Origin of the sequence: Corynebacterium frankenforstense (assembly GCF_030211955.1) — a bacterium.
Taxonomy (GTDB): Bacteria; Actinomycetota; Actinomycetes; order Mycobacteriales; family Mycobacteriaceae; genus Corynebacterium; species Corynebacterium frankenforstense_A.
The window spans coordinates 143,925-155,605 of sequence record NZ_JASODI010000002.1 but is presented as its reverse complement, the minus strand read 5'-3'; the positions used below and the strand labels follow the sequence as shown (position 1 = coordinate 155,605).

Genomic DNA, 11,681 nt, shown 5'->3' with positions numbered 1-11,681 from the left:
GACACACTTCCGCGTATTTTCAGACACATTCGAAAGAATTAAACTTCCGGTTTCAGCGGTCGGCCGACCGCGCCAGGACGGCCGAGGGCCCGCCGGTCAGCGCGTGGTGACAGTGAGCACGATGGCACCGGCCACGCCGGCGGCGACGAGCAGGCGCAGCACGCGGTCGTCGATGCGCGCGACGATCTTGGTGCCCAGCCAGCCACCAACGGCGTTGCCCGCCGAGAGTGCGACGACGGCGGCCAGCGCGGGCATGGCGACCAGCGCATAGGAGATCGCGCCGGTCAGGTTGAACGACAGCTGGACCAGCTTGGCGGTGGCCAGGCCGGTGCGCAGGCCCGCCCCCAGCACGAACTGCATGACGAGGATGAGGACGCTGCCGGTGGCAGGCCCCAGCAGGCCGTCGTAAAAGCCCAGCACGATCACACCGCCGGCCATGCCCGCGAGCACCCCGGCGGTGGGCGCCCCGGCGCGCTCGGGCACGCGCACCTTCGGCTGGATGAGCAGGACGTAGGCGAGCACGACGACCAGGGAGGCGACCAGCAACGGGGTGAACTGGTCGGTGTCCAGCCTGCTGGCCAGCCACACGCCGGCGATCACGCCGGGAAGCCCCGCCCCGAGCGCGACCGCGGTCGTGCGCCCGTCAGGGCTGGCCACGCCCTCGGTCCGCCGGAAGCGGGTGAAGGAGACGGCGTTTCCCACCGCAGCAGAGACCTTATTGAGCGCCATGATCGGCGCCACGGCACCGGCGCCGGGGCCGGCCAGGGCGAACAACGCGGGGATCTGCAGCATGCCGCCACCACCGGTGGTGGCGTCGACGATGCCGGCGGCGATCCCGACGGCGAGCAGTGCCAGCAGCGCGAGCCACAGGCCCGCGTCCCCGAGGGAACCCTGGTGCCGCAGAAGCCGAAGTCGCCGAATGTCGCCACAGGCCCGCGTCCCCGAGGGAACCCTCCCAGGGCAGTCCCGCGGCAAGTACGTCAGTCATGGACCTCAGTCTGGTGTAATGGCATTATGCATATCAACCCTTACGGCTCGGACGCGGCGGTTCTCGCCTGTGCACTGCGCAATCGGCCGCCCTCCTCCCCCGCCGAGCTCGACGCCGTCTGCGCCGAGCACGGTCTCAACCTCGAGGAGAAGACGACCGGGAGGGACCTCGAGCAGGTGCTGGGTTTCCTCGACGACTGGGCCGCGGTGCCGGACCCCGGAACGGACGAGGCCGCACGCATCGGGCGGGTCAACGAGCTCCTGGCGGCCTGGGCGGGCCCGCCGCAGCTGACCGACCACGCCGGCGACGGCTGGCACCTGCACTACCGCCCGGCGCCGGCGTCCACGGCGCGGATCGTGTGCACGATGCTCTCGGTGGGCACCGCTCTCTTCCTCATCGAGCGCGGCACCGACGCGATCGCGACCTGCGCGGCCGAGGGCTGTCAGGCGGTCTTCGCCGACCGCTCGCGCAACCGCACCCAGCGCTACTGCTCGCCGGCGTGCGCCAACCGCGAGGCGGTGCGCCGCCACCGGCGCCGGGCGCGGTGACCCGCGAGCGTCAGTCGTCGCCCTGCCAGGCGCAGGCGGCCGAGCCGGCGTCGCCGGCCTCGGGGTCGACGCCGCCCTCGTAGGAGGAGCCGTACCAGTAGGCGCCCTTGGGCAGGGCGGCGACGACGGCCTTGGTCACCTCGCGAAGCTCCAGCTCGGTGGTGCCGGTGACCGTGACCCGGTGGAGCACCTCGGCGATCGGCGGATGGCCCTCGCGCTGGGCGTACTCGGTGACCAGCATGTTGTCCGGCTCGCAGGTGAAGTCGGTCTCGGCGGCCCAGACCTGCGCGCCGGCCACACGCGCGGCGGCGAGCGTGCCCGGCATCGCCTCGGCGATCGCGGGCCACTCGACCGGCGGGATGAGCAGCTGCAGGTCGCAGTGCACCGCGCGGCCGGTGACCGCCCCGGCGGCGTCGTCTCCAGCGCCCGCCGGCTCGGCCTCGGCGGCCTCGGCGAGCCCGGCGAGGAAGTCCCTGTCCGCCGCGGTGAGTTCCGCGGCGTCGAGCAGCTCGGGCCGGCGCCGCCAGGTGCGCTCCAGGGAGCGCTCGCGGTGCCAGCGGTCGACGCGGGCGTGGTCGCCGGAGAAGAGCACCTCGGGCACGTCGAGCCCGCGCCAGCTGCGCGGCTTGGTATAGCAGGGCCCCTCGAGCAGCCCGTCGGAGAAGCTGTCCTCTTCGTGGCTGCGCCGGTTGCCCAGCACGCCGGGGATGAGCCGCACCACGGCCTCGGCGATGACCAGGGCGGCGACCTCGCCGCCGATGAGCACATAGTCGCCGATGGAGACCTCGCGCACACGGTAGCGGCCGGCGGCGTCGTCGATGACGCGCTGGTCGATGCCCTCGTAGCGCCCGCAGGCGAAGACGATGTGGTCCTCGGCGGACCAGGCGCGCGCGTCGGACTGGGTGAAGGGCCGGCCCGCGGGCGTCGGCACGATCAGCAGCGGCAGGTCGGCGTCCTCGCCGGGGTAGGCCTGCGGGGCCACGCCGTTGAGCTCGTCGTGGCGCGCGGCGTCGCGGTGGGGCTCGGCGCTGGCCAGCTCGTGGCCGGAGCGCCCGGCGGCGACGTCGTCGAGGGCCGGGCCCCACACCTCCGGCTTCATGACCATGCCGGGCCCGCCGCCGTAGGGCGAGTCGTCGACGGACTGGTGCACGCCCGGCGCCCAGTCGCGCAGGTCGTGCACGCCGACGGTGAGGCGGCCCTGCTCGATGGCCTTGCCCAGCAGGGCGTGGCGCAGGGGGTCGAGGTACTCGGGGAAGATGGTGATGACGTCGAGGCGCACGTGGCGCAGTCTAGCCGCCCTGGAGGTCGAGCAGACCCTCCGGCGGGTCGACGGTCAGCGTCCCGGCGTCCAGGTCGACCTCGGGGACGATGTCGGCGACGAAGGGCACCAGCGCCTCGCCGCCGCCGTCCAGCCCGATCTCGAGCAGGTTCTGCGCCGGGGCGTGGGTGACACCGGTGACCGTGCCGATGCGCTCGCCGGCGCGCAGCACGGCCAGGCCCTCGAGCTGGTGGTCGTAGTAGCCGTCGTCGTCGGCGTCCTCGCGCGGGGCGGCGAAGAACTGGGTGCCGCGCAGGCTCTCGGCGGCGGTGCGGTCCGCTATCTCCTCGAAGCTGACGAGCAGGCGGCCCTTGTGCGGGCGCACGCCGGCGACGGTCAGCTCGTGGGTGCGTCCGTGCCGGCGCCCGACGAGGTGCTCGCCGACGGCGAAGCGCTCCGCGGGGGTGTCCGTGGTCGGGTCGACGACGACCTCGCCGCGGATGCCGTGGGTCTTGACCACCCGTCCGATCCTCAGTTCCATGTCCGGCAATGCTACCCGCACCGCCCGCGCACACGGTGAGCGCGCGCCCGGCCGGGGGCGTCGTCAATTGACCGCATTTCCACCCGCATTAACACTTTTTATTCCGCCTGTTTACTTTGCGTTAAACGTCCCACAATGCGCTTGCATAAAGCTGGAAATTTACGACGCTGCCAGCGCCGACGGCTTCGACCACCCGTGCGGAAGTATGTTCTAACCAGGTTTTATAGCCAGCACCCCAGGCTTCTATAGTTGACATATAGGTCCATTTAGATTAAAGTAGTACTTTGTCCAATCGCGTGAAAAGCGCGAGAAGGAACGCTTCCGGCGACTACGACCGACCGGGCGTGACCCGCAGAATTGCGCCCGGGTAATCGCCGTCCCTCTACAGCCAACGGAAGGAACGCATGAGCGCAATCTCGAACTTCTTCAGCAAGCTGACCGGCAAGTCCGACGACTACGAGTTCATCCAGGACAAGCACCGCGACGCCATCGTCGTCGGCGGCGGCTCCGCGGGCTCCGTGATCGCCAACCGGCTGACCGAGGACCCGGAGACCGACGTGCTCGTCCTCGAGGCCGGCCGCCCGGACTCCTGGTGGGACCTCTACATCCACATGCCGGCGGCCTTCTCGTTCCCCATCGGCAACAAGCACTACGACTGGGGCTACGAGTCCGAGCCGGAGCCGGAGATGAACGGCCGGCGCATCTACCACGCGCGCGGCAAGGTGCTGGGTGGTTCGAGCTCCATCAACGGCATGATCTTCCAGCGCGGCAACCCCATGGACTACGAGAAGTGGGGAAACCACGAGGGCATGGAGAACTGGGACTACGCCCACTGCCTGCCCTACTTCAACAAGATGGAGACCGCGCTGGCCGCCGACCCGGACGACCCGCGCCGCGGCCACGACGGCCCGCTGAAGTTGACCCGTGGGCCGGCCACCTCCCCGCTGTTCCAGGCCTTCTTCCGCTCCGTGCAGGAGGCCGGCTACAACCTAACCAACGACGTCAACGGCTACCGCCAGGAGGGCTTCGCCCCCTTCGACCGCGACATCCACAAGGGCAAGCGACTCTCCGCCGCCCGCACCTACCTGTACCCGGTCAAGGACCGCGACAACCTCGAGGTGCGCACCCGCGCCTTCACCACCAAGGTGCTCTTCGAGGGCACGAAGGCCGTCGGCGTCGAGTACGAGTGGAAGGGCAGGAAGCGCCGCGTGACCGCCGACAAGGTCATCCTCTGCGGCGGCGCCTTCAACACCCCGCAGCTGCTGCAGCTCTCCGGCGTCGGTGACCGGAAGCTGCTGGAGTCCAACGGCATCGACGTCGTCTCCGACCTGCCCGGCGTCGGCGAGAACCTCCAGGACCACCTCGAGGTCTACATCCAGTACAACGTGACCAAGCCCGTCTCGATCCAGCCGGCCCTGAAGCTGTGGAAGCGTCCCTTCATCGGCCTGCAGTGGATCCTGTCCAAGACCGGCCCGGTGGCCTCCTCGCACTTCGAGGGCGGCGGCTTCGCCCGCTCCAACGACGACGAGGACTACCCGAACCTGATGTTCCACTTCCTGCCGGCGGCCATCCGCTACGACGGCACGAAGTCCGACTCCGACCACGGCTTCCAGTTCCACGTCGGCCCGATGTACTCCGACACCAAGGGCCACGTGCGCATCACCAGCAAGGACCCGCGCAAGAAGCCGTCGATCCTGTTCAACTACCTGCGCACCGAGCAGGACCGCCGCGAGTGGGTCGAGGCCGTGCGGGTCTCCCGCCGCCTGCTCGACACCAAGGCGATGCGCGAGTACTGGGACTACGAGATCTCGCCCGGCAAGAACGTCGAGTCCGACGAGGAGATCCTCGAGTGGGTCCGCAACGACGCCGAGACCGCGCTGCACCCCTCCTGCACCGCGAAGCTGGGGCCGGCCTCCGACCCGATGGCCGTGGTCGACCCGGACACCATGGGCGTGCACGGCACCGAGAACCTCTACGTGGTCGACGCCTCCGTCTTCCCGAACATCACCAACGGCAACATCTACGCGCCGACGATGATGGTCGCCGAGAAGGCCGCCGACCTCATCCGCGGCCGCAAGCCGCTGGCGCCGAACAACGCGCCGTACTACAAGGCGAAGGCGGACATGCCGCTCTACGCCGAGGGTGAGACCGCCAAGGACCACACCACCGCCCCGCGCGGCGGGAAGTAAGGTCCGCGGCTGAACGCCTGAGCGTCGCCCGGTTCCCCATGTGGGGCCGGGCGACGCTTGTGTGTGGCGGCCGGGTCGGTAGTTGGCAGCGGAGACAGGCGGCACCGGCAGCCGTGCGGTGTGCTGGGGGCGCAGCGCTCCTGCCCCGACCCCGCACCGCCCTTGCCCTGCTCGTGGCGCTCCTACCCAGCCCGCGGCGCTCCTACCCTGGCCCCGCACCGCTCCTACCCTGCCCGTGGCGCTCCTACCCTGCCCGTGGCGCTCCTACCCAGCAAGCTCCTCTATAGCAGGCGGACGCCTTGCTGGGTCGAGGAACGCCCTTGCTATACGCGGCCTTGCTGGGCAGGCCTCTGAGGGCGCCGGCCGGACGTCTGTAGGCGACCGACCACCGCCGGAAGGCGTCAACGCATGCGTCCCGCCAAATCTTTTCCACGACTCTCTTCGGCTCAAATGACTCTTCCGGGGTAAGGTCGACCTCATGGCCACCACCGCTCCGCTGCCCAAGCCAGCCGCGCCGCCGCCCACGCGTCCGGGCACTGGCCGCTCACCCGCGTCGGCGAGAAGGTCCTGCGCCTCGCCCCTGCGCCGCGCTCCGGCAACCGGCCGGCCGTCCAGCGCCTGCTCGAGGGCGACGGGGTCAACCTGATCGCGATGCGCTTCCGGCCCGGTCAGTCGATGATCCGGCACTCGGCAGCCCACCCGATCACGGTGCAGTGCCTGACCGGCCACGTGCGCTACGGCTGCGAGTGCGGCTGCGGGCAGGTCGTCGACCTGGTGCCCGGGGTGGTGGTGCACATGCCCGCCGGGCTGGTGCACTGGATCGAGGCCCCGGCCGACAACGAGGGCGAGTCGGTGTTCCTGCTGAGCATGCTCACCGGCGAGCGGCACTCGGTGCCGCAGGAACCGGACGAGGCGGGCGCGGCGGGCGCGGATCACACGCCGGACGAGGCGGGCGCGGAGGACGCCCCGAACACCACGGACTGAGCGCACGAAAAAGGGCCGCAGGAACAACCTGCGGCCCTTTGTCTCAGTCCCGGGGTGCACCCGGGGCCGGGAGATCCTTTACTCGGACTTCTCCTCGGCCTCCTCGGTGGACTCCTCGGACTCGGAGGCCTCAGCGGCCTCCTCAGCCTTGGCGGCCTCGGCGGCGGCCTTCTCCTCGGCCTCCTTCTCGGCGGCGGCCTTGGCCTCGGCGGCCTCGCGCTCCTTGCGCTTGGCCTCGAGGACCTCCTCGGCGGACGGGCCGTTGTTGGCCTCGGAGAGGGCGGCGTTGAACAGGTCGAGCTTGGAGGGCTTGGCCTCCGGCTCCTTGTAGGTGCCCTCGGCACCCGGCAGGCCCTTGAACTTCTGCCAGTCGCCGGTCACCTTCAGGATGGCGAGCACGGGCTCGGTCGGCTGGGCGCCGACGCCGAGCCAGTACTGGACGCGCTCGGAGTCGAGGCGGATGTAGGAGGGCTCGACCTTCGGCTGGTAGATGCCGAGGTTCTCGATCGCCTTGCCGCCGCGCTTGGAGCGGGAGTCGGCGACGATGATGCGGTAGTGCGGGGTGCGCAGCTTACCGATGCGCTGCAGCTTGAGCTTGACGGCCATGGAGGGGCCACCTTTCTGGTCACTGGGCAGTTCTGACACCCGCCGTCTTCTCCGGCGGGCCGGTTCAACCCTTGGGATTAACCTGCGCCGTGATCAGGCCGGCCGACCGGGGTCGGTGACGGCGATGACGCAGGGGTGTGCGCGCCATGCAACGGCACACAACCCGACTAAGGGTACCCGCGCTGGCGCGAGCATGGAAATCGCCTGCGCACAGGGGTAACATATACGCCCGTGAGCTTGCTTCCCGCCGCCCGGCGCGGCTACGAGGTGATCCGCTACGTCGACGACTCGCGCCTCGAGTCGCTCGTGCTCACCGCGGACCTCGCGGGCCTCGACCGGCTGCTTTCCTCGACCGGGGTGGACGCGCGCACCACCGACGGGCGCACGGCCCTCATGCTGGCCGCCGGGCGCAACAACCTCTTCGTCGCCGCCGCCCTGCTCGACCGTGGCGCGGACGTGGCGCTTTCCGACGTCGCGGGGGCCACCGCCCTGCACCACGGCGCCCGTGCGGGTGCCGAGGCGGTCGTCGAGCAGCTCCTGGCCGCCGGCGCCGAGATCGAGGCCCGCGACAACGACGGGCGCACCGCGCTGTGGCAGGCCTGCGCGCACAACCTACCGGACTCGCAGATCGTCGACATGCTGCTGCGCGCCGGCGCCGACCGCTTCGCGCGCGACCGCAACGGGGTCTGCCCGGAGGACATGCTCTAGACCCGGCCACCACCGGCGATCGACCTCAGGCGCCGAGACACGCCCCGAGCACGCAGATAAAGACTGTCTGAACACGAGATACGGGCAACCTGGCCGGCACCGAGAGTTTACCTCCCGTAGACCTTCGGGAAAGCTGGCCGGAACATTAATCGGAAATAATTTTCAGTTGGACCCCAGCCTTTGAACCCGACAGGAGCCCACCCGTGTCCACCACCCTCCGCCCCTGGCGGACCACCGCCGCCGTGGTCGCCGCCGCGGCCGTCCTCGTCGGCTGCTCCGGCACCGACTCCGAGCAGTCCCAGGAGACCACCACCTCGGCCAGTTCCGAGGTCGATCCGGTATACGGCGAGCGCAACGGCCTCGACCTGATCGAACTGAGCGACACCAAGCCGGAGGTCGCCGAGGTCGAGAAGAGCAACGAGCCCAACCGCATCGCGATGAACATCCCCGAGGACCCCTCGACCTCGATGTCCTTCAACTGGTACACCACCGACGCCACGGACTCCTCCGTGGTGCGCGTGTCCACCTCCGAGGATCTCGCCGACGCCCAGGAGTTCCCCGCCGAGACCGCCGAGGTCACCTCCGAGTACGCCGAGCGCGACGCCGACGGCTACTACATCTACGCCTCGGTGACCACGGACGAGGAGGGGGAGTTCCTGCTCGACGACAACGGCGAGCCCGAGGAGATCCTCGGCTACTTCACCGACGAGCAGATCACCCTGGAGAACACCCAGTGGACCGCGGAGGGCAGCGACCTGGGCTACCTGGACCTGCAGGAGGTCAAGGAGCACACCAACAAGGCCACCGCCACGGGCCTGCAGCCGGACACGCAGTACTACTACCAGCTCGGCAGCGAGGCCGAGGGCTTCTCGGAGACCGGCTCCTTCCGCACCGCCGCCGCGGACAGCGACGAGTTCCAGTTCATCCACTACACCGACACCCAGAACGCCTACTGGAACGCCAACGTCAACAACGAGGCCGCCTACGGCGCCGACACCCTCAACCACGCCCTCGAGGTCGCGCCCAACGCCGACTTCGCCCTGCACACCGGCGACTTCGTCGAGACCGCGCAGGTGGAGGACGAGTGGGTCGACAACCTGGACATGTCACGTGAGTCCAACATGAAGCTGCCGCACGCCTACACCTCCGGCAACCACGACGAGTACACCGTCGGCTGGCAGGACGGCAAGGACACCGAGGCCTTCAACGAGCACACCAATGTCCCGGCGGCCAACGACGCCGTCGACGGCGGCTCCTACTACTCCTACGACTACGCCGGCGCCCACTTCGTCGTCCTCAACACCAACGACAACAAGGAGTCGGAGGACAACCCGGAGGAGGGTGCCATCGGCACCAAGCAGCTGGAGTGGGCCAAGGCCGACATCAAGAAGGCCCGCGCCGACGGCGCCGACTGGATCGTGCTGGCCTACCACAAGCCGGTCTACTCCGCGTCCTACCACGCGCTGCAGGACGAGGACGTGCAGGTCACCCGCGAGGAGTTCGTCAAGCTCGCCGACGAGCTCGACGTCGACGTGGTCATGCAGGGCCACGACCACAACCTGACGCGCACCAAGTCCCTGGTCTACACCCCGGACAACTACGCCTACGGCGAGGTCGAGGAGACCGAGAAGAAGGAGATCGACGGCGTCGAGCACCACGTCAACCCCGACGGCGTCACCTACGTCATCCCGAACACCTCGGGCACCAAGAACTACGACGCGATCTACCAGAAGGGCGCCGAACACGTCCACCACGTGCGCCCGAAGCTCGACTGGATGACCGAGGAGGACGTCGAGCTCTGGAACGGCCTCTACGACATCGCCGAGCAGCCCAACCAGGTCGACCGCTTCGCCGAGTCGCACGAGAACGACCGCCAGTCGCAGCTGCAGACCTTCGCGGTCTACACCGTGACCCCGGAGACCTTCAAGATCGACTTCTACTTCGTCGAGGGCGACCTCCACGGCGGCGAGGAGCGCACCGTCAAGCTCTACAACTCCTACGGCATCGCCAAGCAATAACCCACCGCGGCCTGCCGGGCGCCAGACGGCCCCGGCCCCGGCCGGCCCCGGCGGGCCTGACGGCCTCGGCCACCCCGGCTCGGACCATCGCCGGCCCCGCCCACGGCAAAGGCGCCACCTGCGCATCTCTGCAGGTGGCGCCTTCCGCCGTCCGGGGACTCTCCCCTACTTCTTCTTTCCCTGGCCGAAGTCGAGGTTGTCCAGGTCGATGTTCTCCATGCCCTTGGGCAGCTTGGGCATGCCCATCTTGCCCAGGCCCGGCATGCCGCCGCCCATCCCGGGCATGGCGCCACCCATCTGCTCCTGCATCTTCTGCAGTTCGGCCATGCTCGGCATGCCGCCGCCCATGCCCGGCATCTGCGGGGCCTTGCGGCCGCCGCCTCCCTTGCGCTTGCCCTTCTTGTTCTTGCGGCCCTTCGGGCGCTTCTTGGTGGCGCTGCGCTTGGAGCCGCCCATGCCGAACTGGCCGGCCATCTTGCCCATCATCTTCTTGGCCTCGAAGAAGCGGTCGACCAGCTGGTTGACGTCGGAGACCTTCACGCCCGAGCCGTTGGCGATGCGCTTGCGGCGCGAGGCGTTGAGGATCTTGGGGTTCTCGCGCTCGGCCGGGGTCATGCCGCGGATGATGGCCTGGATGCGGTCGAGCTGCTTCTCGTCGACCATGTCGGCCATCTGGTCCATCTGCTTGCCGCCGGGCAGCATCTTGAGAAGGTTGCCCAGGGGCCCCATCTTGCGGATCATCAGCATCTGCTCGAGGAAGTCCTCGAGGGTCAGCTCGCCGGTGCCGATCTTCTGGGCGGTCTTCTGGGCGGTCTGCTCGTCGACCATGCCCTCGGCCTGCTCGATGAGCGTGAGCACGTCGCCCATGCCCAGGATGCGGCTGGCCATGCGCTCCGGGTGGAAGACGTCGAAGTCGTCGAGTTTCTCACCGGTGGAGGCGAACATGACCGGCTTGCCGGTGACCTCGCGGATCGACAGGGCGGCACCGCCGCGGGCGTCGCCGTCGAGCTTGGTGAGCACCACACCGGTGAAGTCCACGCCGTCGCGGAAGGCCTCGGCGGTGGTCACCGCGTCCTGACCGATCATCGCGTCGATGACGAAGAGGACCTCGTCGGGCTCGACGGCGTCGCGGATGTCGCGGGCCTGCGTCATCAGGGTCTCGTCGATGCCCAGGCGGCCGGCGGTGTCCACGATGACGACGTCGTGCTGGGTGCGCCGGGCTTCCTCGACACCGGCGCGCGCCACGGCCACCGGGTCGCCGTGGGAGACGGTGCCCGAGTGGGCCTCCTCCTCGTTGGCGGACTCGAGCGTGGCACCCGGCTCCGGGGCGAAGGTGGGCACCCCGGCGCGCTCGCCGACGATCTGCAGCTGCTGGACCGCGCCCGGGCGCTGCAGGTCACAGGCCACCAGCATCGGGGTGTGGCCCTGCTTGGCCAGGTGGCGGGCGAGCTTACCCGCCAGAGTGGTCTTACCGGCGCCCTGCAGGCCGGCGAGCATGATCACCGTCGGCGGGCGCTTGGCCAGGTTCAGCCGGCGGGTCTCGCCGCCGAGGATGTCGGTGAGCTCCTCGTTGACGATCTTGATGACCTGCTGGGCCGGGTTGAGGGCCTGCGAGACCTCGGAACCGGCGGCGCGCTCCTTGATGCGCTTGATGAAGCCGCGGACGACCGGCAGCGAGACGTCGGCCTCCAGGAGGGCCAGGCGGATCTCCCGGGCGGTGGCGTTGATGTCCGCCTCGGTCAGCTTGCCCTTGCCCCGGATGCCCTTGAGCGCCCCTGCGAGACGATCGGACAGTGACTCAAACACGTGTGGTTACGCTCCCTCGTGGTCGTGGCTCCTCA

The 11,681-nt window shown here is 69.5% G+C and carries 9 protein-coding genes and 1 pseudogene; 5 read left to right on the top strand and 5 right to left on the bottom strand.

Annotated features, from left to right (window positions below; translation table 11 throughout):
- Positions 1-96: 96 nt before the first annotated feature.
- Positions 97-975, bottom strand: coding sequence for a sulfite exporter TauE/SafE family protein (locus QP119_RS01740; RefSeq protein WP_284773257.1), 879 nt, complete (start codon positions 973-975; stop codon positions 97-99).
- A gap of 39 nt (positions 976-1,014) precedes the next feature.
- Between QP119_RS01740 and QP119_RS01735 the strand changes: the two genes are divergently transcribed.
- Positions 1,015-1,536: a CGNR zinc finger domain-containing protein gene (locus tag QP119_RS01735; RefSeq protein ID WP_284773256.1), complete on the top strand. Its 522-nt coding sequence runs from the start codon at positions 1,015-1,017 to the stop codon at positions 1,534-1,536.
- 463 nt (positions 1,537-1,999) lie between these two features.
- Here QP119_RS01735 and trmD read toward each other — a convergent pair.
- Positions 2,000-2,815, bottom strand: a pseudogene (gene trmD / locus QP119_RS01730) (tRNA (guanosine(37)-N1)-methyltransferase TrmD); the annotation flags it as partial.
- 10 nt (positions 2,816-2,825) lie between these two features.
- Entirely contained in the window at positions 2,826-3,335 is a 510-nt protein-coding gene (gene rimM / locus QP119_RS01725; RefSeq protein ID WP_284773255.1) for a ribosome maturation factor RimM, read from the bottom strand.
- Between the two features lie 404 nt (positions 3,336-3,739).
- Between rimM and betA the strand changes: the two genes are divergently transcribed.
- Together betA and QP119_RS01715 are read left to right on the top strand one after the other, a co-directional pair.
- Positions 3,740-5,524, top strand: a complete 1,785-nt coding sequence (gene betA / locus QP119_RS01720; RefSeq protein ID WP_284773254.1) for a choline dehydrogenase — start codon at positions 3,740-3,742, stop codon at positions 5,522-5,524.
- A 651-nt stretch (positions 5,525-6,175) separates the two neighbouring features.
- Positions 6,176-6,508: a hypothetical protein gene (locus QP119_RS01715; protein WP_284773252.1), complete on the top strand. Its 333-nt coding sequence runs from the start codon at positions 6,176-6,178 to the stop codon at positions 6,506-6,508.
- 78 nt (positions 6,509-6,586) lie between these two features.
- Here the strand turns inward: QP119_RS01715 and rpsP are convergent, their stop codons facing one another.
- Positions 6,587-7,114, bottom strand: a complete 528-nt coding sequence (gene rpsP, locus QP119_RS01710; RefSeq protein WP_284773250.1) for a 30S ribosomal protein S16 — start codon at positions 7,112-7,114, stop codon at positions 6,587-6,589.
- A gap of 231 nt (positions 7,115-7,345) precedes the next feature.
- Between rpsP and QP119_RS01705 the strand changes: the two genes are divergently transcribed.
- Positions 7,346-7,822 (top strand): ankyrin repeat domain-containing protein, encoded by a 477-nt coding sequence (locus QP119_RS01705; protein ID WP_284773249.1) that lies wholly within the window; start codon positions 7,346-7,348, stop codon positions 7,820-7,822.
- A 203-nt stretch (positions 7,823-8,025) separates the two neighbouring features.
- Complete coding sequence (locus QP119_RS01700) at positions 8,026-9,840, top strand: fibronectin type III domain-containing protein (RefSeq protein ID WP_284773247.1); 1,815 nt, start codon at positions 8,026-8,028, stop codon at positions 9,838-9,840.
- A gap of 165 nt (positions 9,841-10,005) precedes the next feature.
- Here the strand turns inward: QP119_RS01700 and ffh are convergent, their stop codons facing one another.
- Positions 10,006-11,646, bottom strand: coding sequence for a signal recognition particle protein (ffh, locus tag QP119_RS01695; RefSeq protein WP_284773245.1), 1,641 nt, complete (start codon positions 11,644-11,646; stop codon positions 10,006-10,008).
- Positions 11,647-11,681: the final 35 nt, after the last annotated feature.

Bases quoted from the DNA above. Each gene is read 5' to 3' on its own strand.
- QP119_RS01735 (WP_284773256.1), top strand. From the start codon at position 1,015: ATGCATATCAACCCTTACGGCTCGGACGCGGCGGTTCTCGCCTGTGCA.
- rimM (WP_284773255.1), bottom strand. From the start codon at position 3,335: ATGGAACTGAGGATCGGACGGGTGGTCAAGACCCACGGCATCCGCGGC.
- betA (WP_284773254.1), top strand. From the start codon at position 3,740: ATGAGCGCAATCTCGAACTTCTTCAGCAAGCTGACCGGCAAGTCCGAC.
- QP119_RS01715 (WP_284773252.1), top strand. From the start codon at position 6,176: ATGCGCTTCCGGCCCGGTCAGTCGATGATCCGGCACTCGGCAGCCCAC.
- rpsP (WP_284773250.1), bottom strand. From the start codon at position 7,114: ATGGCCGTCAAGCTCAAGCTGCAGCGCATCGGTAAGCTGCGCACCCCG.